The 19,496-nt window shown below is 58.1% G+C and carries 22 protein-coding genes; 12 read left to right on the top strand and 10 right to left on the bottom strand.

Going from position 1 to position 19,496, the window contains the following annotated elements:
• Positions 1 to 251 precede the first annotated feature (251 nt).
• From P406_RS10095 to mpl, 3 genes are read right to left on the bottom strand one after another with little or no spacing between them, the layout of a single operon-like run.
• The gene (locus P406_RS10095) at positions 252 to 536 is read right to left on the bottom strand and encodes a YceK/YidQ family lipoprotein (RefSeq protein ID WP_032697789.1); all 285 of its coding nucleotides are present in this window, start codon (positions 534 to 536) and stop codon (positions 252 to 254) included.
• Entirely contained in the window at positions 529 to 1,158 is a 630-nt protein-coding gene (gene ubiX / locus P406_RS10090) for a flavin prenyltransferase UbiX (protein ID WP_003366410.1), read from the bottom strand. Before ubiX ends, P406_RS10095 begins: the two co-directional genes overlap by 8 nt.
• Positions 1,155 to 2,504, bottom strand: coding sequence for a UDP-N-acetylmuramate:L-alanyl-gamma-D-glutamyl-meso-diaminopimelate ligase (gene mpl, locus P406_RS10085; RefSeq protein WP_004409543.1), 1,350 nt, complete (start codon positions 2,502 to 2,504; stop codon positions 1,155 to 1,157). The genes ubiX and mpl overlap by 4 nt, the downstream gene beginning before the upstream one ends.
• Before the next feature lie 225 nt (positions 2,505 to 2,729).
• Here mpl and exaC point away from each other — a divergent pair, with 225 nt between their 5' ends.
• From exaC to darG, 10 genes are all read left to right on the top strand, one after another.
• On the top strand, positions 2,730 to 4,250 hold the full coding sequence (exaC, locus tag P406_RS10080) for an acetaldehyde dehydrogenase ExaC (RefSeq protein WP_046236098.1): 1,521 nt from the start codon (positions 2,730 to 2,732) through the stop codon (positions 4,248 to 4,250).
• A 473-nt stretch (positions 4,251 to 4,723) separates the two neighbouring features.
• The gene (locus P406_RS10075) at positions 4,724 to 6,118 is read left to right on the top strand and encodes an ethanolamine ammonia-lyase subunit EutB (protein WP_004407936.1); all 1,395 of its coding nucleotides are present in this window, start codon (positions 4,724 to 4,726) and stop codon (positions 6,116 to 6,118) included.
• Complete coding sequence (gene eutC, locus P406_RS10070; RefSeq protein ID WP_046236097.1) at positions 6,115 to 6,978, top strand: ethanolamine ammonia-lyase subunit EutC; 864 nt, start codon at positions 6,115 to 6,117, stop codon at positions 6,976 to 6,978. The genes P406_RS10075 and eutC overlap by 4 nt, the downstream gene beginning before the upstream one ends.
• Positions 6,979 to 7,393: 415 nt before the next feature.
• Positions 7,394 to 8,041 carry a DedA family protein gene (locus P406_RS10065; RefSeq protein ID WP_003366404.1) on the top strand — a complete coding sequence of 216 codons (648 nt, stop codon included), beginning with the start codon at positions 7,394 to 7,396 and terminating at the stop codon, positions 8,039 to 8,041.
• A gap of 3 nt (positions 8,042 to 8,044) precedes the next feature.
• The gene (locus P406_RS10060; RefSeq protein ID WP_046236096.1) at positions 8,045 to 8,854 is read left to right on the top strand and encodes a M90 family metallopeptidase; all 810 of its coding nucleotides are present in this window, start codon (positions 8,045 to 8,047) and stop codon (positions 8,852 to 8,854) included.
• Positions 8,855 to 8,964: 110 nt separating this feature from the next.
• Positions 8,965 to 9,492, top strand: a complete 528-nt coding sequence (gene ppa / locus P406_RS10055; RefSeq protein ID WP_003317259.1) for an inorganic diphosphatase — start codon at positions 8,965 to 8,967, stop codon at positions 9,490 to 9,492.
• Positions 9,493 to 9,845: 353 nt separating this feature from the next.
• Positions 9,846 to 10,577 (top strand): LexA family transcriptional regulator, encoded by a 732-nt coding sequence (locus P406_RS10050; protein ID WP_004409537.1) that lies wholly within the window; start codon positions 9,846 to 9,848, stop codon positions 10,575 to 10,577.
• 268 nt (positions 10,578 to 10,845) lie between these two features.
• Positions 10,846 to 11,259, top strand: a complete 414-nt coding sequence (locus P406_RS10045) for a DarT ssDNA thymidine ADP-ribosyltransferase family protein (RefSeq protein WP_052735675.1) — start codon at positions 10,846 to 10,848, stop codon at positions 11,257 to 11,259.
• Positions 11,256 to 11,900, top strand: coding sequence for a type II toxin-antitoxin system toxin DNA ADP-ribosyl transferase DarT (darT, locus tag P406_RS10040; protein WP_046236095.1), 645 nt, complete (start codon positions 11,256 to 11,258; stop codon positions 11,898 to 11,900). The genes P406_RS10045 and darT overlap by 4 nt, the downstream gene beginning before the upstream one ends.
• On the top strand, positions 11,897 to 12,985 hold the full coding sequence (gene darG / locus P406_RS10035; protein WP_046236094.1) for a type II toxin-antitoxin system antitoxin DNA ADP-ribosyl glycohydrolase DarG: 1,089 nt from the start codon (positions 11,897 to 11,899) through the stop codon (positions 12,983 to 12,985). The genes darT and darG overlap by 4 nt, the downstream gene beginning before the upstream one ends.
• Positions 12,986 to 13,283: 298 nt before the next feature.
• Here the strand turns inward: darG and P406_RS29780 are convergent, their stop codons facing one another.
• On the bottom strand, positions 13,284 to 13,502 hold the full coding sequence (locus tag P406_RS29780; protein WP_003414556.1) for a hypothetical protein: 219 nt from the start codon (positions 13,500 to 13,502) through the stop codon (positions 13,284 to 13,286).
• A 259-nt stretch (positions 13,503 to 13,761) separates the two neighbouring features.
• Between P406_RS29780 and P406_RS10025 the strand changes: the two genes are divergently transcribed.
• Positions 13,762 to 14,004 carry a helix-turn-helix domain-containing protein gene (locus P406_RS10025; RefSeq protein ID WP_046236093.1) on the top strand — a complete coding sequence of 81 codons (243 nt, stop codon included), beginning with the start codon at positions 13,762 to 13,764 and terminating at the stop codon, positions 14,002 to 14,004.
• A gap of 23 nt (positions 14,005 to 14,027) precedes the next feature.
• The gene (locus P406_RS10020) at positions 14,028 to 14,300 is read left to right on the top strand and encodes a helix-turn-helix domain-containing protein (protein WP_003317245.1); all 273 of its coding nucleotides are present in this window, start codon (positions 14,028 to 14,030) and stop codon (positions 14,298 to 14,300) included.
• 30 nt (positions 14,301 to 14,330) lie between these two features.
• On the opposite strand, the gene P406_RS10015 is transcribed toward P406_RS10020, so the two are convergent.
• From P406_RS10015 to P406_RS09990, 6 genes are read right to left on the bottom strand one after another with little or no spacing between them, the layout of a single operon-like run.
• Positions 14,331 to 15,374: a WavE lipopolysaccharide synthesis family protein gene (locus P406_RS10015; RefSeq protein WP_046236092.1), complete on the bottom strand. Its 1,044-nt coding sequence runs from the start codon at positions 15,372 to 15,374 to the stop codon at positions 14,331 to 14,333.
• Between the two features lie 54 nt (positions 15,375 to 15,428).
• The gene (locus P406_RS10010; RefSeq protein WP_046236091.1) at positions 15,429 to 16,034 is read right to left on the bottom strand and encodes a hypothetical protein; all 606 of its coding nucleotides are present in this window, start codon (positions 16,032 to 16,034) and stop codon (positions 15,429 to 15,431) included.
• Complete coding sequence (locus tag P406_RS10005) at positions 16,031 to 17,806, bottom strand: hypothetical protein (RefSeq protein WP_046236090.1); 1,776 nt, start codon at positions 17,804 to 17,806, stop codon at positions 16,031 to 16,033. The genes P406_RS10010 and P406_RS10005 overlap by 4 nt, the downstream gene beginning before the upstream one ends.
• 2 nt (positions 17,807 to 17,808) lie before the next feature.
• Entirely contained in the window at positions 17,809 to 18,129 is a 321-nt protein-coding gene (locus tag P406_RS10000; RefSeq protein ID WP_003431896.1) for a hypothetical protein, read from the bottom strand.
• Positions 18,126 to 18,857: a glycosyltransferase family 2 protein gene (locus tag P406_RS09995; RefSeq protein WP_046236089.1), complete on the bottom strand. Its 732-nt coding sequence runs from the start codon at positions 18,855 to 18,857 to the stop codon at positions 18,126 to 18,128. The genes P406_RS10000 and P406_RS09995 overlap by 4 nt, the downstream gene beginning before the upstream one ends.
• A complete protein-coding gene (locus P406_RS09990) occupies positions 18,854 to 19,492 on the bottom strand; it encodes an HAD family hydrolase (RefSeq protein ID WP_003414540.1) in 639 nt (212 codons plus the stop codon). Before P406_RS09990 ends, P406_RS09995 begins: the two co-directional genes overlap by 4 nt.
• Positions 19,493 to 19,496: the final 4 nt, after the last annotated feature.

Below are 19,496 nucleotides of genomic sequence, written 5' to 3'. Positions count from 1 at the left end.
GGGCGCTTTGTCGGGCAGTTCGTGTTGCGCCAGTGAGGCTGCGCATAGTGGATGAACTGGACGCAGACCTGTGGGAGCGAGCTTGCTCGCGAAGAGGCCGGTGCAGCCCCCGGAAATATGGCGTTTGGACCAAAGTCTTCGTGAGCAAGCTCACTCCCACCAAGATTTCTGTCCAGCCCGATACAGCATGTAGCTGTGACGCGGAGCGTCACGAAATGCATTCCCACGCGGTGGGAATGATCTGCGTCACACTAAAGCCCACCCGTAGCCTGAACCCCTAGCCCCGCTGCCGTCAGCAATGACAGTGGCAGCAGCAGGGTGTCGAGCAGCGCACTGCCCGGCAGGTCCAGGCCCGGGTAGCTGGGAGCTTCTGCGCCGAATCGGTCGGCGGCACAGCAACCACCTTGCAGCGCGTACATATTCAAGCGCGTACCGGCATACACCACCGGCGCGCCCGGTTTGGCCGCATTGAGCGTGCGTGCCGTCGCGCAGCCGGTCAGCGCCAGCGCAAGCGCTACCATCAGCAGCTTATTCATCGCCGCCAATATGGTGCTCGCCCCAGCGCGGCAACATGTCCTGAGGAATATTCAGCAGGTTGAGGATCCGCGCGACAATAAAGTCCACCAGGTCGTCGATGGTCTGCGGCTGGTGATAAAAGCCGGGAGACGCTGGCAAAATCACTGCGCCCATGTTCGACAGCTTGAGCATGTGTTCCAGATGAATGCTGGAGTACGGCGCCTCGCGCGGCACCAGAATCAATTGGCGGCGCTCCTTCAGCGTCACGTCAGCGGCGCGCTCGATCAAATTGTTGCAGGCCCCGGTGGCGATCGCCGACAGCGAACCGGTGGAACACGGCACCACCACCATCGCGCTGGGCGCACCGGAGCCGGAGGCCACTGGCGACATCCAGTCATCGCGTCCATAGACGCGAATCTGACCGGCAGACGCACCGGTGTACTCCGTCAGAAACGCCTGCATCATCATCGCCTTGGGCGGCAGACGCACGTCGGTCTCGGTGGCCATCACCAGTTGCGCCGCCTTGGAGATCAGGAAATGTACTTCCCGGTCCTCACGCACCAGACAATCCAGCAAACGCAGGCCATATTGCGCCCCTGATGCACCGGTCATCGCGACGGTGACGCGCTCCGGGCCGCTCATTGCAACGCCTCCGCCAGCTTGCCATGCAGACCGCCAAAGCCGCCGTTGCTCATGATCACGATGTGCGTGCCGGGCTGCGCCTGGCTTTTGACCTGAGCGATGATTGCCTCAAGGGAATCACAGACCAATGCAGGCACAGTGCCTCCCGCGACTGTTGCCGCCAGGTCCCAGCCCAGATTGGGCGGGGCATACCAGACCACCTGATCCGCCTGAATCACGCTTTCCCGCAGACCGTCGCGATGCGCGCCAAGCTTCATCGAGTTGGAGCGCGGCTCGATGACTGCAATGATCGATGCATCACCGACCTTTTTGCGCAGGCCGTCCAGCGTGGTCGCAATGGCCGTGGGATGATGAGCGAAGTCATCATAAATAGTGATGCCGCGCACGTCGGCGACCTTTTCCATACGCCGTTTGACGCTCTTGAACGCGCTGAGCGCCTGCACACCCAGCAACGGCACGACGCCCACATGGCGAGCGGCTGCCAGCGTCGCCAGGGCGTTGGCCACGTTGTGCTGACCGGTCATGTCCCAGTCAACGGAGCCTTGAAGCTCGCCTTCGAACAGTACTTCAAAGCGCGAGCCGTCTTCGCTCAACAGTCGTGCCTGCCACTGACCGTTCTGGCCCGTGGTCTGTACCGGCGTCCAGCAGCCCATCTCGATGACCCGCGACAGCGCCGGCTCGGTAGTCGGATGGATCACCAGGCCTTCGCTGGGGATGGTACGCACCAGATGGTGAAACTGACGTTCGATGGCCGGCAGGTCGGGGAAGATGTCGGCATGATCGAACTCAAGATTGTTGAGGATCGCTGTCCGCGGACGGTAGTGGACGAACTTGGAGCGTTTGTCGAAGAACGCGCTGTCGTACTCATCGGCCTCGACCACAAAGAACGGGGTCTCGCCCAGACGCGCCGACACGGCGAAGTTCTGCGGGATGCCTCCGATCAGGAAGCCGGGGCTCATGCCCGCGTGTTCCAGCACCCAGGCCAGCATGCTGCTGGTGGTGGTCTTGCCGTGTGTGCCGGCCACGGCCAGTACCCAGCGGCCTTGCAGCACATGGTCCGCCAGCCACTGCGGGCCAGACACATACGGCAAACCTGTGTTGAGCACATATTCAACCGCCGGGTTGCCACGCGACAGCGCGTTGCCGACTACCACCAGGTCCGGCGCGGGGATCAGTTGCACGGGATCATAGCCTTGGGTCAGCTCGATGCCCTGCGCCTGGAGCTGGGTGCTCATCGGTGGATAGACATTGGCGTCGGAGCCAGTGACCCGGTGCCCCAACTCTTTGGCGAGCACCGCCAGAGACCCCATGAACGTGCCGCAGATACCAAGGATATGAATATGCATGACCAACCTCTCAGAACATCTACGCAGGTTAACGTAGGGGCGGTGAAATGGCACCCTGAGTTTGTCCGTCGTCTTGCGCACACGCCCCATTTCAATGCCCGGCAGATAAGCCTAAAGTCCTAGCCACGGCCGAATGCAAATGGCCTATTCTTGAACGCTCATTGCCAGATACCCGAAAGCAGAATCGACTCAGACTCCCTCACAACAAGAACCAGGAGACATACCATGCGTTACGCTCATCCCGGTACCGAAGGCGCCATCGTCAACTTCAAGGAACGCTACGGTAACTACATAGGCGGCGAGTTCGTCGCGCCGGTCAAAGGCCAGTATTTCACCAACACATCGCCGGTCACCGGCAAGGCCATCGCAGAGTTTCCGCGCTCCACTGCCGAAGACATTGACAAGGCACTCGACGCTGCGCACGCCGCCGCTGCAGCCTGGGGCTCGACCTCGGTGCAGGCCCGCTCGCTGGTCCTGCTGAAGATTGCCGATCGTATCGAAGCCAATCTGGAAGTCCTGGCCATCACCGAAACCTGGGACAACGGCAAGGCAATCCGCGAAACCCTCAACGCCGATATCCCTCTGGCCGCCGACCATTTCCGCTATTTCGCCGGCGTGCTGCGTGCGCAGGAAGGCAGCGCCGCCGAAATCGACGGCAATACCGTGGCCTATCACATTCATGAGCCGCTGGGCGTGGTCGGGCAGATCATCCCGTGGAACTTCCCGATCCTGATGGCGGCCTGGAAACTCGCCCCTGCGCTGGCTGCCGGTAATTGCATCGTGCTCAAACCTGCCGAGCAGACGCCGCTGGGCATCAGCGTGCTGATCGAACTGATCGGCGACCTGCTGCCTCCCGGCGTTCTGAACATCGTGCAGGGTTATGGCCGCGAAGCGGGTGAAGCGCTGGCCAGCAGCAAACGCATCGCCAAGATTGCCTTCACCGGCTCGACACCGGTCGGCTCGCACATCATGAAACTGGCGGCGGACAACATCATCCCGTCCACCGTGGAACTGGGCGGCAAGTCGCCGAACATCTTCTTCGAAGACATCATGAGCGCCGAGCCGGAGTTCATCGACAAGGCCGCTGAAGGCCTGGTGCTGGCGTTCTTCAATCAGGGGGAAGTCTGCACCTGCCCGTCCCGCGCGCTGGTGCAGGAGTCGATCTATCCGCAGTTCATGGAAGCGGTGCTGCGCAAGGTCGAGAAGATCAAGCGCGGCGACCCGCTGGACACCGACACCATGGTCGGCGCCCAGGCATCCGAGCAACAATTCGACAAGATTCTTTCGTACCTGGACATCGCCAAGGGCGAAGGCGCCGAACTGTTGACCGGCGGCAAAGTGGAAAAGCTGGAGGGCAACCTGTCCACCGGCTACTACATCCAGCCGACGCTGCTCAAAGGCAACAACAAAATGCGCGTGTTCCAGGAAGAGATCTTCGGCCCTGTGGTCAGCGTCACGACCTTCAAGGACGAAGCCGAAGCCGTGGCCATCGCCAACGATACCGAGTTTGGTCTGGGCGCAGGTCTGTGGACCCGCGACATCAACCGCGCCTACCGCGTGGGCCGGGCGATCAAGGCCGGACGCGTGTGGACCAACTGCTACCACCTGTACCCGGCACACGCCGCGTTCGGTGGCTACAAGAAATCCGGCGTCGGCCGCGAAACCCACAAAATCGCGCTTGAGCATTATCAGCAGACCAAAAACCTGCTGGTGAGCTACGACACCAACCCGCTGGGTTTCTTCTAGCACCCGCACCGCAACGATCGTCCCCGCGCACTGCGTGGGGATGCCTTTCTGGACGCTCTGCGTCCGATCCTGAAGGCGCGGTGTCAGCGCGAGCTTGTGACGCAGAGCGTCACGAACTGAATGCCCACGCGGAGCATTGGCACGATAGTCGTCTCAAGATGTTCATCGTTCCCATGCTCCGCGTGGGAATGCCTTTCTGGACGCTCTGCGTCCGATCCTGAAGGCGCGGTGTCAGCGCGATAGTCATCTCAAAAACATCGCGCACCAACCCTGTGCATCGCGCATTGGCCCACCGCCCTGGCGTGATGCATCTTTGCTCTGAATCCTCCGCTCATAGTTGCAAACTCGCACTCCCGGTCAGGATGGAGTATTAATTGCTTGCATCGCGTCCCACAGTCGTTTGAACCGGGACGTACCCGGTTCAGCGAAAGACTACGTCCGACGCAAGCAGCGCGACGTCATGGAGAATCTGTATGGCGAGCTTTTCCCATTCTGTCGGTGCGCAGACGTACCGCTTCGACAGCCTCAAAGAAGTCATGGCCAAGGCCAGTCCTGCGCGCTCCGGTGATTATCTGGCCGAAGTCGCGGCGCAGAATGACGGCGAGCGAGTCGCTGCGCAGATGGCGCTGGCGAACATTCCGCTCAAGCACTTTCTTGAAGAGGCCCTGATCCCTTACGAACAGGACGAAGTCACCCGGCTGATCATCGACACCCACGACAAACTGGCGTTCGCCCCGGTCAGTCATCTGACAGTCGGCGGCTTTCGCGACTGGCTGCTCAGCGACAAGGCCGACGAAACCAGTCTCCGCGCGCTGGCACCCGGCCTGACCCCGGAAATGGCCGCAGCCGTTTCAAAGATCATGCGCGTGCAGGATCTGGTGCTGGTGGCGCAGAAAATCCGTGTAGTGACGCGCTTCCGTAACACCATGGGCCTGCGCGGCCGGCTGTCGACACGCCTGCAACCCAATCACCCCACAGACGACCCGTCCGGCATTGCCGCCAGCGTGCTCGACGGTCTGCTGTATGGCAATGGCGATGCCATGATCGGCATCAACCCGGCCACCGACAGCACCTCGTCCATCGTCGCCTTGCTGGAAATGCTCGACGCCATTGTCCAGCGCTATGAAATCCCGACCCAGTCCTGCGTGCTGACCCACGTCACCACCTCCATTGAGGTGATCAACCGTGGCGTGCCGGTCGATCTGGTGTTTCAGTCGATCACCGGCACTGAGGCCGCCAACGCCAGCTTCGGCATCAGCCTCAAGCTGTTGCAGGAAGGCTATGAGGCGGGTCTGAGCCTGAACCGCGGCACCCTCGGGCAAAACCTGATGTATTTCGAGACCGGGCAAGGCAGCGCGCTGTCGGCCAACGCGCATCATGGCGTCGACCAGCAGACCTGCGAGACCCGCGCCTACGCCGTCGCCCGGCATTTCAACCCGTTTCTGGTCAACACCGTGGTCGGCTTCATCGGCCCCGAGTACCTGTACAACGGCAAACAGATCATCCGTGCCGGTCTGGAGGATCACTTCTGCGGCAAGCTGCTGGGCGTGCCGATGGGCTGTGACATCTGCTACACCAACCACGCAGAGGCCGATCAGGACGACATGGACACCCTGCTGACCCTGCTGGGCGTCGCGGGGATCAACTTCATCATGGGCATCCCCGGCTCCGACGACATCATGCTCAACTACCAGACCACCTCGTTCCACGACGCGCTGTACGCCAGGCAAAGCCTGGGCCTGCGTCCTGCGCCGGAATACGAAGCCTGGCTGGAGAAAATGGGCATCTTCACCCAGGCCGACGGCCGTGTGCGCTTCGGCGACAGCCTGCCGCCTGCCTTCCGTCAGGCGCTGGCGCATCTAGCATGAGTGACGAGCCGATGAACGAACTACAAGACAGCGCCGCCCCCGCCAATCCATGGCTGGAACTGCGCCGCCTGACCCCTGCGCGCATTGCGCTGGGGCGTACCGGCACCAGCCTGCCGACCTCTGCGCAGCTGGACTTTCAAGCCGCCCATGCGCAGGCACGCGACGCAGTGCATCTGGCCTTCGACCATGCCGCGATCAGCGCACAACTGACGGAAAAGGGTCGTGAAACCCTGCTGCTGCACAGCGCCGCCGCCGACCGGGACAGCTACCTGCAGCGCCCGGACCTGGGCCGTCGCCTGAATGATGAATCAGCGCAGACGTTGCGCGACTATGCTGCGGCTCATCCGGGCGGCCTCGATCTGGCGGTAGTGGTCGCCGACGGTCTGTCCGCCCTGGCGGTGCATCGGCACGCGGTGCCTTTCCTCATTCGCCTGGAAGAACAGGCCAGTGCAGAGGGCTGGTCGCTGTCGCCAGTGATCATGGTCGAACAGGGCCGCGTGGCCGTGGCCGATGAGGTCGGCGAACTGCTCGGTGCGAAGATGGTGGTCATTCTGATCGGCGAGCGCCCCGGCCTCAGCTCCCCGGACAGTCTGGGCCTGTACTTCACCTACGCGCCGAAGGTCGGGCTGAACGATGCGCACCGCAACTGTATTTCCAATGTTCGCCTGGAAGGCTTGAGCTACGGCATGGCCGCTCATCGGCTGCTGTACCTGATGCGCGAGGCCTGCAGGCGGCAGATTTCCGGGGTCAACCTGAAAGACGAGGCGGAACTGCAGACTCTGGAATCAGACGGCGCTGACGATCATTCAGACAAACCCATCGGCAACTTCCTGCTCGACGGCCCTGCCGCGCCACACTAGGCTCTGTACGAAAAGTCGGCGAGCGAAGGTCAGGCGAGGCAAAAACAGGCGAGGAACGGCCGGGGTCGCGTTCGACTCTACGTGTTGTAAATGAGCATTCCGATTGGACTCGCATCCGAGCCTGTTTTTAACGAAGCATCACCGAGCGCAGCCACTTTTCGTACACAGCCTAGGCACCACACTGGCTTATGCCGTTCACAGCCGCCGGGCAGATTCGCGTAATCATCCCGGCTTGCGGCATAAGCCCGGATGAACACTGCGGACTGCTCTTCCCTCCTCAAGGCTGTACCGCTCACGCCCCATTCAACCCCGCCGCTTATTCCAAAGCCCCTTCTGCGCATTCTGCTTCTATAATGCCGCGCAGTCGTTTCTTCCGCATGCGACCCCGGACAGGGTTCTCGCCTCAGGTGCCTTAATGGAATTCAACCCGCTCGACCTTATTCTGCATCTCGACGTTTACCTTGACCTGTTGGTGACCAACTACGGCACATGGGTCTACGCGATCCTGTTTCTGGTGATTTTCTGCGAGACCGGACTGGTGATCATGCCCTTCCTGCCGGGTGACTCGCTGCTTTTCATCGCCGGCGCCGTGGCTGCCGGTGGCGGCATGGACCCGGTCCTGCTGGCAGGGTTGTTGATGCTCGCAGCGATTCTGGGCGACAGCACCAACTACGTGATCGGCCGCACGGTTGGCGAAAAACTGTTCAGCAACTCGTCATCGCGAATCTTCCGCCGCGACTACCTGCTGCGCACTCAGGATTTCTACGCACGCCACGGCGGCAAGACCGTCACGCTGGCGCGCTTCCTGCCGATCATCCGCACCTTTGCGCCCTTCGTCGCGGGTGTCGGCAGAATGTCATATCCGCGCTTCGTGGGCTTCAGCGTGCTGGGCTCGGTGCTGTGGGTCGGCAGCCTGGTGACACTGGGCTTCTTCTTCGGCAACGTGCCATTCATCAAGCACAACCTGACCTTTCTGGTACTGGCAATCATCCTACTTTCACTGGTGCCTATGGTCATCGGCGTGGTGCGCAGCCGCACCGCGCGTCCGGTCGACGCGCGCTGAATCATGTGGTCATTCAGCCACTGGCGCAGGCAGCGCACGCTGGCCCGACACCCGGTTGCTGAAGAGCTATGGCAGAACGTCTGCGCACGTCTGCCGATCCTCGATGGCCTGAGCAGTGGGCAACATGCGCAACTGCGTGACGCCTGCGTGCTGTTTCTGCATGACAAACACCTCAGCGCGCTGCCGGGCGTTGATCTGGATGACGAGCAGCGGCTGTTCCTCGCCGCCCAGGCGCAGCTACCGCTGCTGAACCTCGGCGAACTGAACTGGTATCAGGGTTTTCATGAAATCGTGTTGTACCCCGACGACTTCGTCAGCCCGCAGCGCCATCGCGATGCCAGCGGCGTCGAACACGAGTGGGATGGCGAGCACAGCGGCGAAGCCTGGCTGCAGGGCCCGGTGATTCTGGCCTGGCCCGGCGTATTGAGCAGCGGCGGCTGGGAAGGCTACAACCTGGTGATCCATGAACTGGCGCACAAGCTAGACATGCTCAACGGCGACGCCAATGGCCTGCCGCCGCTGCACAGCGACATGCAGGTGACCGAATGGGCTCGCGTCATGCAAAGCGCGTTCGATGATCTCAACCGGCAACTGGACCATAACCCCGACGCCGAACCCGCCATCGATCCCTACGCCGCCGAAGACCCGGCCGAGTTTTTCGCCGTGACCAGCGAATACTTCTTCAGCGCGCCCGACCTGCTGCACGGCAGTTACCCGGCAGTCTACGAACAACTGAAAGCGTTCTACCGCCAGGACACCCTGGCGCGGCTCGACCTGCTGCGCCAACAGGACCCGGCTTACCGGGACAGCTGACGGCCGTCAAGGCCATGCGTGGCAACCAAAACAGAATATGCCTATAATCCGGACCACTTTATGGCGGTTCGCGCCACAATCTGTCTGTTCAACCAGGGGGGCAATGCCCAATGAGCTACAGCAAGATTCCGGCTGGTAAAGACCTGCCGAACGACATCTACGTCGCCATCGAAATCCCGGCCAACCACGCGCCGATCAAATACGAAATCGACAAAGATTCCGATTGCCTGTTCGTTGACCGTTTCATGGCCACCCCAATGTTCTACCCGGCCAACTACGGTTTCATCCCCAACACCCTGGCTGACGACGGCGACCCGCTGGACGTGCTGGTGGTAACCCCATACCCGGTTACCCCAGGTTCGGTTATCCGCGCACGCCCGGTCGGCATCCTGCACATGACTGACGACGGCGGCGGCGATGCCAAAGTTATCGCAGTGCCACACGACAAGCTGTCCCAGCTGTACGTCGATGTGAAAGAGTACACCGACCTGCCGCCGCTGCTGCTCGAGCAGATCAAGCACTTCTTCGAGAACTACAAGGATCTCGAAAAAGGCAAATGGGTGAAGATCGAAGGTTGGGGCAATGCTGACGCTGCCCGTGCCGAGATCACCAAATCGGTTGCAGCTTACAAAGGCTGATCATCGATTGGCGTTTCAGGGCACGCCACACCCGTGCCCTGAAACACGCGTCCCCCCTCCTCGCTGCACCTCCCCGCACACCTCGCTCGCCGAAACACAATCCATCTTTTTTGCAGCACGCACGTTTAAAAATGCGCCCGGCTTTTAGACATTCAATGAACAGTTCGTTAATGCCCGTATAGCGGGGGTAAACGCGCGATACCTCGTTTAGCGCCAAAAGCGCTATTACGGAATCCACCTACACGACATTCATTCCATCCGTAGTCCGGATAGCCACGCCCACCCTGGGATAACGTCGACGTCAACACCTCGTTCATTTAAACGCCCCGGCGACGCCCGTAGACTTCGACACTATGAATACATCAGGTGATCGACTCCGCATCCTCCTTCGGGAGTGCCATCTCACAGCGACTGATTTTGCCGCCAACCGCAAAATCACGCCGCAACACGTCAATAACTGGTTCAAGCGCGGCGTGCCCATGGCGCGGATTGACGAGGTGGCTGAACTGTTGACCGTCAACGCCCGCTGGCTGCGCACCGGCGAAGGCCCCAAACACCCTAACGAATGCGCCAATGAAAACACTGGCGGCGATACCCGCGTCATCATTCATCAGGCCAGAAACGTGTCGCGCGGCGACGTGGAAATCCAGATCTTCATGGAAGCCGAATCCACCCACGGCGTCGGCAAGACCGTCCTCGCCGAAGCCCCCGGACAGAAAATCCGCCTGCCCCTGCAAGTCCTGCAGAACATGGGCATCGACCCGAAAAACTGCATGTGCGTCGCCATGGTCGGCAACAGCATGGCCGACAAGATCCAGGACGGCTCGATCCTCGGCGTCGACCGCGAACTGACCCAGGTCATCGACGGCGAAATCTACGCCCTGGAACACGGCGGCATCCTGCGCGTCCGCTACCTCTACCGCCTGCCCAACGGTGGCCTGCGCCTGCGCAGCCACAACGACGCCGAATACCCGGACGAACTGTTCAGCGCCGAAGACATCGACCGGGAAAAAATAAGGATTCTGGGCTGGATATTCTGGTGGTCGACACTGAACAGCCGACGCAATGCCATGCTGCTGTTATGAGGTGTTTGCGGCTGAAAGGCATTCGGGCTGGGCATGGAAGGCGAAGTTCAGTATCCTGTTCGCCATCCAGAACACCTGACGCAGTCATGCGATGCGGTGTTTGAACGGGGCATGTGATCCGTTTGCCCTGTTGCCTATTCGCGCTTCTTCAAGAGGCGCATCTGTTGAAGGCGATTGCGGTCTATCAAAAATAGATCAGAACCGCCTACGAGAAGCCGGCCACAAGCCGGCTTTTTAATGTCTGCTGCTTTCTTCCTGCGGGTGGACAGTGAATATTCGCTATCTTAAGCAACATGAATCTCCGCCAGCACAAGGAAGCGTCCAGCGCAGCAGGCTTGACCTCCAATTTGCCGTGATCACGATTCATCGAAACTTCGCGCTCAAAAACCGCTGGAAGATCATCCCCCAACACCCCCAAGCTGATCATGCCATTCAGCTACCCGACTATGCCGAAGGTTTCGAAGCTATCAATTGGGCCGTCATGAATGTGAGGGACTATCATGATGCCGAATGTAAAAGCGTCTGCATGGCAGAGTGCCTATCGCCCAATATTGTTTCCCCTCAAGATTTCTTCAAGTTTTTTGTTTCGAATGCCGAGATTGAGGCGTTCTGCGGGGCTAAAATGCGCGACGCTGGTTTTAATGTGCAGCTCGGGGTGAACAGGGGAATGTTTCTTAGATGATTTATCGCAGTCTGAATCCAGCAAAGGCTCTGATTTGGCGGATCGTCCATCGCGATAATCTGCCCTGGATTCTGGATAACGGCCTACATTGCGCCAGCTCCGACGTGCAGGCACCGTATTATGTGAACATCGGCAACACCGACCTGATCGACAAACGCCGCAACCGCGTTGTTCCCATTGCTCCCGGGGGCGTATTGTCTGACTACGTGCCGTTCTACTTCACACCTTTCTCTGTGATGATGAAAAACATCCAGTCCGGGTGGAGCGTTCAGCAGCGTAGCAATGAAGAAATAGTGATTCTGGTCTCAAGCCTTCCCCGCGCCGAACATCTCGGTCTCGCTTTCGTCTTCACCAACGCACATGCCTATCCCGACTGGACCGACTACTACAGCGATCTGGCAGATCTTGACCGGGTCGACTGGTCTATAATCCAGCGACGCGATTTCAAGCGCGATGCTGATGATCCACGTAGGATGGAGCGTTATCAGGCCGAAGCGCTCATTCACCATCACCTACCGATCACAGGACTCCTTGGCATCATGTGCTACGACGATGCAACGAAAGAACGTATTGAGCAAGACGTTGCCGCCAGAGGTCTGACCTTGCCTGTCCACGCGCGCCCGGGATGGTATTTCCAATGATCAGATTCACCCAAGGCAATCTGCTGGAAGCAGATACCGAAGCTCTCGTGAACACGGTGAACACGGTAGGCGTGATGGGAAAAGGCATTGCACTGATGTTCAAGGAGCGCTTCACCGAAAACTACCGCCTCTATTCGGCGGCGTGCAAGGCTGGTGAGGTAGAGACCGGAAAGGTTCACGTAACGGCAGTCAACGAACTGGACGGGCCGCGCTGGATAGTGAATTTTCCTACCAAGCGTCACTGGCGTTCCCCCTCGCAGATGGCATGGATAACTGAAGGCTTACGGGACCTGCGCCGCTTTTTGATCGATAACCAAGTCAAATCCGTAGCAGTTCCACCTCTCGGTGCTGGTAATGGCGGTTTGAAATGGGTAGAGGTCCGTGAGCAGATTGTTGATGTCTTGAGTGATCTGGATGTCGATGTACTTGTCTTTGAACCCACCGATCAATATCTGAATGTCGCGAAGCGCAGCGGTGTCGAGAAGCTGACGCCTGCACGTGCACTCATCGCCGAACTCGTTCGGCGTTACTGGGTTTTGGGCATGGAATGTAGCCTGCTTGAGATTCAGAAGCTCGCTTGGTTTCTGGAGCGTTCGATAGAACAATTGCCAAGCGCAAAGAACCCCTTGGATCTCAAATTTGTAGCCCACAAATATGGGCCATACGCCAATCGCCTTGAGCATCTGCTCGACAATCTCGATGGCAGCTACCTGCATTGCGATAAACGCATCAGCGACGCAGGTATTAACGACGTGATCTGGTTTGACGAGGGCCGTAAGGCTTTTCTGCAAACCTATCTGAAAACAGAGGCCAAGGAATATTCCCAAGCTCTGGAGCGCACCGCAGAGCTGATTGACGGCTTTGAGTCGCCTTTCGGCATGGAGCTGTTGGCGACGGTTGACTGGTTATTGAGTAAGTCGGGAGTTTCTCCAACGGTTCCGGCAGTGCGTGAAGCATTGAAACATTGGGATGGAGGCGCAGGTGCGGCGGCTCGGAAAAGCAGGCTGTTCGATGATCAAGCTCTCGGCATTGCGTTAAAGCGGTTGACTGCCAGCAATCTCAGTCCAGAGATAGCCGCACCCTAGGTCTCATCTACTCTGTGTTTTGACTATCAAAATAGCAGTCCACTGCGAAGACAACGCTCATTTCAACTGGTAGGTTCGTGACGTTTTGCCCCAGCGTGCTGCAGCAGAGCAAAGCAGTCTGCCAGGCATAGCTATCGCGTTCTACGGCGCTGTTCAGTTTGGTCATCAGCTCGCTGACCAAATCGAAGATCCGGGTAATGCGGTGCACAGAAGCGCGGGTATTTGAGATTGCTGGCCGACCAGTCCCTCAGGTTCGAGAATAACTCTTTGAGATGTCGCGTTCGGCGCTCAATCACTTTCACTCCCCCAAACGCCTCCGCCGCGCCACCAGCGCCCTGCGCAGGGAAACATCCGCATACTCCATAAACAGCGTTGCCAATCGATTCAGCGCTGCCTCTTCCTCTTCACCGCCCACGATTGAATCGAAGCCAAGCGCACGCTTGTTCTGTTCGGGCAGTTCTTCCCAGCTGGTCATGAGATAGGCATACATTGCGCTGACGATTTGGCGCTGGGTCATGACATCAGGTACCGGGGCGGATGAGATGGCCTTAGAGCGTTGCTTTAGCGCACGACATTGTGGACATAGGTTTCGCGTAAGCGACAAGCCAAGGTAAAGACGCCTACGGCGCAGCAACTGGGGTTTTCTGATTTTCATAAGACCTCCGTGAACGTGTGCGTACATCCTTGAGGTACATATCTTAATCGAAAAACCTATTTTGGGATAATCCCAAATCAGGTTTATTTAGGTAGCCGGACTATTCAGACGGCGTGCCCAAGTGAAAACCATCCATAACGCTCGCTATCAGGTGTTGCTTGATCTTTTGCTGGAAGCGCGCAACGCAGCCGGTATGACGCAAAAAGAATTAGCCGTCAGGCTAGGGCGACCGCAGTCGTTTATCTCGAAGACAGAGAATGCCGAGCGCAGGCTCGATGTCATTGAGTTCATGGATGTCTGCCGGGGGATCGGGGCTGATCCATATGCGTTGCTCAGTAAGCTGGAATCGATGGCTCGCCCATGATCGAAAATCGCGACAGCAGCGCAATGGATCTGAGCAACGCAATCGGAGCGGCACTGAAAGAAGCGCGCGAAGCGAAGGGTCTCACGCAAGAGGATTTTGTTGGGGTCAGTGGCAGGACGTATCTATCCGAGATCGAACGCGGGTTGAAGAGCCCGACGCTTGAGAAGCTGGACCAGCTCGCGACCAGGATCGGAATTCATCCGCTTGAGCTGCTGGTCTCGTGCTATGCAAAGCAGGCTTCGATGAGTCAGCAAGCTTTGCTGGATATGCTGGATGAACGCTTGCGTAACGCGTGACGTATTTCGATACCTACACACGCCCAGCCCTCAAACCCGATAAGACTCCGCATGCGCTACCTTCCTGAGCGTGCGCCAGTACGAGCGGATGCGCTTGGCAAGGGTCGGTGAGGTGCTGAACAGTACGATGGTCGCAAAGGACACCCACCAGCCGGGGCGCAGGCAGGTCAGCAGGTATTGATTGAGCCAGATGCGCGCAATTCTCAGCCTGTAGCCCTTCGGGTCGAGCCTTTGCAATTGCTCTATCGCAGAGGCTTTGTAGAGCGTCGTCAGCACGCGGCGGCTGGTCAGAAAGCGTTCAGGGAAGTCGACGCCAGCCTCGCAGTGGTTCAGCACTCTGAAGTTGCGTCTCAAGACGTTGTCCCATAATTTCAGGTTGCTCAGCCCTACCTCGCAGGGTCGCGCAAGCCGGGCGTTGATGCCCTTCCTGTGCATGACACCCAGCATCAGTGCCTGCTCGCTGACTAGCCGCGCGGATGTGTAGCCAATGAAGTTGCCAAACGGGTTGCGAGACGGCCGGTCGTTGAAAAGCGCGTGCCTTTCGAACAGGGGTTGCTCCCACATGGCGAGCATCGCGTCGCGCGTGCCGAATTGAACGAGATCCGATATGTGGAACAACATCGGCAACCGTTCAGGGTCGCGAATATAAAGCGTCGTGGTAGTGATGGGTGTGTCGAACAGTTGGGTCTCGCCCGGCTCGGTATCATCAGACTGGCCTATGACAGCCAGTGACGCGCTGGTCAGATTGTGGTCGGCGCGCATTTTCATGACATAGGGTCTTGAAGCGCTTTGAATACCGCATAACGTCGATCGCAGCATGCGATTGATGTTGATCTGATTACCGGCATCATCGACGAAGGCACCCGGATCATCCGACATGACGATCTGGTCCGCCTTCACATCGGACGTATCTTCATGACGCCAGGTCGAAACGATGATTTCGGCATCCGGCAAGTGCGTCCGGATCGACGCGATGCAAGCGAAGATGTTTCGTTTGGAACTCAGGTTGCGATACAGGGGGCCCTGAATAACCACGCTGATTTTTCTGGAATCGACGGCCACAAGATGAGGCATGTGTTTAACCTTGTAATGAGAAGCGCCTGCTACCAACGGCTAGCGGCAGATCGGTCAATGGGATCTTGCAACACGCCGAAAGACGCGCAGAACAACACGCCGTATTCGACGCAGGATGCCCGCCAGCAATGGAAGACTTATCAGTACTCTCTCAAGACGAGTGACCATGAATAGCCTTCTAATCTGAACAGAACGGGCTGAGGCGGTTGTGCTTGCCGGTAAATTATTGAACGACGCATTGAGGGTTCGCGAATAAATGCCTAGATGCATGGCGGGCACCATGATCACGAGGTTTCGCTTTCGCAGCCTGGCGCTCAGATAGTTGTAACGAGCAATTTTCTGGATGAAGTCCATGCAGGTAGCCGAGTCATGCTGGCCAAAATCAATCAGCACCCAGTCGCTTTCGACTTTATCCATATGCTGGGCAATTCTGTTCGCCACAATGCCGCTCAGACCATTGTCGTGAAGAAAGTCTTCCAGGCTGAACTGGGCATGTTCCGCCGGCAGATCGCTGACGGGTAGTTCGGTCAGGTTGTAGCGGTCATCAATCACAAGCACGGGAACGGTCTTTCTGTGCTCGTGCTGAATGTGCGCCAGCTGACAGATCAACTGATGACTGGAGGGGCTGGGGCTCAGATGGGAAACGACGAATACCTTCACTTCGCCCCCTGGATGTAGGACTTGAAAGGTGTGGAGTTGTAGACCGCCCTCACGGCAGCCCACAGGCTTTCGAAATAGAAGATTTTTCCGTTATTTCTGTACACACGAATCGCAGAAATCAGAATGCCGGGGAGCGAAAGAAGATTGTGGTGAAAGTAGTCATCCTGCTGGCGGACGAACCAGGTCTGCGTGCTGCGTTGACGCAACATATTGCGTACCTCACAGCTTTGCGTGATCAGTGTCTGTTTGGCCAGCACAGGATCTGTGAGGAAGCGATTGACCAGATATTCCTGACGGGTTTCTGTCAATTGGTCGAACAGCATGAGCCTCTCGAAGTCGGCGAGAAATTCTCTGACTGCGTCGATATCATTTCTGAAGCTGGACTGCTGAGCCACGCGATCAATCAGTTCGACCCAGGCTCGAACAGAGATGCGCTCGAGACCGGTAGGAATGACAACTGTCGATGGATTGGCCAGGTATTTGTCCCCGAACTGTTGCAGTCTGGCCAATGCGGCCTCGGCAGACAGATTGAAAAGAGGTTTCTTTTGAAGCAGGGACACATAGCAAGGCCCGGACACCTCAAGGCGCCCGTTAGCCGATTCGACTGAACCCTTGCCACCCAGCAGCGCCCGGGAGGTCACCGACTGAGTGATGCCAAAGGGATTGATACGGTTTGGAATACCTGCCCGGGACGCGCGTAGTGCATGCTCGATGTCTTCGTACTCCACCCAGTGCAGGGACTCGTCCAGCGGGCAGGCATTCCAGACATCCTTGCGACAAATGTAGAGGCTGCCTGTCGGGTAGCTGGCGTCGCTGTTGTAGCGCATCGGGCTGGCGAAACAGAACCCGGTCCGGTCGACGTCCGGGAATATTGACGGCGCTATGGACTGAGCATTACCGCTGGTGCGGTGCAGCCCCAGCAGACCCTGAGCGACTTCGTCCATGGCCATGCCGTAATCCGAATAGCGACGCGGGTGCATGCTGATTCGGTTATCGAAAAACATGCTTTGCAAGGTCATCAACGGATAGCGCGGGCCAAAGCGGCGGACAACTTCCCCGAAGTGTTTTGGCAGAAAGACGCGGTCATGCAGGATCACCAGATTGCTGTGTCTGGCCTCCAGCGCGAGACGGTTTTTCTTCTTGCAGATCTGCACGGGCGGGGCAGTGATGTCCTCCCCCACGATGCGGACTTTGTCGAAATAGGCGAAATTACTTCCCGGTGTGCCGCACAGCAGTATCTCCTTGTGCGGGATGTCAATTTCCAGAATGCGCTTCACGACGGCATTGAGAACGGTGGCGTCGCCTGGACCGACAGGAATGCCGAAGGTCCAGCTGTCGAGATCGTCGTTAGATTCCGCAGTCAGCCTGGATACTTTCTTGTAAGTGACCGAGTTGGCCGAACGCGCTATCACCTTGAGTGATCCCGCAAAGTAATCACGATCCAGATAACACTCGATAGGCGTGTCTTCGATGACCGTTATTTTTTCGCCAACATTCAGAAAGTGCGCACCGTCCCACAGCAGCAGGGGTGCCAGCGGTGAATCACTCTGGACACCATAAAAACAGTAGCTACCCGCCCCATACAGACACAACGGACGCTGTGCGGCATGCAGTTTCCTGATCACCCGTTCAGGCTTGCGGAACGGATGCGCGCGGAACGAGATGAAGCTGGAACACTCATGGGGCAGCAGTAGTCCCACCGGGAGGCTGCGCAGACTACCCGGTGAGATGTAACAGAGGCTTGGGTGATGCTGCAGATGGGTCGTTTTCATGGTCAGACGACGTACTTGTCAGCAAGCGCACCCGGCACCTTCACGACAACGGTGGTCGCATCGGTGAGCGCTTCGAACGCCGTGATGTCGCCCGGTTCCAGAACGATGATGTCGCCGGCATGCCAGACCTGATCCCGCATGTTGACCGACCCGGCGATAAGCACGGTTATCTCGGTGGCGACCTTGTGGTAATGAGCCACTTCCTTTTCACCTGCCTTGTAGGTCTTGACCCCGACCTCACAGGACTCGGTACTGAAAACTGCAGGTTCGAATCCGCCCACGAACCAGCCTTTGACCATGTCTTCCAGTCTTGCCGTTTTCATCGCATTTCTCCTGCTTCGAAAGCGTGGAGCTGACTGTCGGTTTTCAATGGCCGGTACTGATTGGGTTCGATCCGGTAGGCGCCGATCCTCTTCTGCAACAGCACCAGCTCATTGAGGGCGGGGGCTATGTAGAAGTTGTCGTTGACCCTGGCGTCCTTGCGAATCATTTCTTTGGCCGCCGATACGAACAGCGAGCCGGACTTGAACCAGTACACACCTGCAATGGCGTTTGAGCTGATCGGATTTTTTTCGGCAGCTTCGATAACCCGGCAGTCGCTATCCAGGCGCGCGAATGAATAACGAGGGTGCAGAGAATTGAAGATGACTACTCCGGCATCCTCATGACTTTCACGAAACGTGCGCACTACATCCTGCAACTCGATATCCAGAAAGTCGCTGACACTGAGAATCAGCAGTTCGTCATCGTTGTCGATTTCTTCACTCGCCAGAAGCGCCGTGCACGCCGCGCCGCGGGTGATGTTGTGAACCGGTAGAACACTGGCCGACGGGTGCATCTGCGGAACCATGTTGCGAAGGTGCAACCGGGCGATATCGTGGTTCGAGAATGTGCAGATCATCCTGCGTGGCTGAAGTACCGCGCAGCTGTCTATCAGCGTATGAATCAGCGGCTTGCCGTTGTATTCACACAGGTAGTGCGGGTACTCGCCCTCGTCGTGCAGCGCCTCTGACTGCCTGCCGGTCAGAAGGATGATATTCAACGCGCTCACAGGACTGCCGCCTTGTCGAAGTTGATCTGTTCGACTTTGCCAAGAATGTTATTGAGGTTTACGTCGCAGGTTTCAGCCACGACCAGGACATGTGCGCCCGAGTCTCTGGCGGCCTTGATGCCATTCTCGTTGTCCTCGACGATGAGGCATTCTTCAGGCCGAAGACCCAGCTGGCTGATAGCCTTGGTATAGATGTCCGGCGCTGGCTTGGCATGCCTGACGTCTTCGTTGGAGAGCCGCAGATCGAGGTATCGGTCGAGATCTGCCCTGTTCATCATGACCTCCACGGTGTTGCGAATGGAGTTGGACGCCACTGCCAGCTTGTAACCCAGCGTTTTCAGTGATGACAGCGCGTACTGATGCACAAAGGTCGGTTTGCACTGGGCGTAAACGATCTCCATGGTGTACTGCTGCTTCATCTCGTTGATGAAGGCGTGCAACGCAACTGGCAGGTCGCGTTCGACACTCAGCATGTCGAGTTTGCGCGAAGTGGGCAGACCGTCGTAGGCGGTGAGGTGTTCGTGGCGACTGATGTTGTAACCGAACAGGCTGAGCGCTTTGTTCAATGCGTCGTAATGCCATTCTTTGGCGTCGATAAGGACACCGTCCATATCGAAAATCACTGCCTTGATCATGGTT

Source organism: Pseudomonas syringae pv. coryli str. NCPPB 4273 (assembly GCF_000972175.1).
Taxonomy (GTDB): domain Bacteria; phylum Pseudomonadota; class Gammaproteobacteria; order Pseudomonadales; family Pseudomonadaceae; genus Aquipseudomonas; species Aquipseudomonas syringae.
Note: the sequence above shows the minus strand (reverse complement) of the source record. Positions and strands in the feature narration are given on the sequence as shown.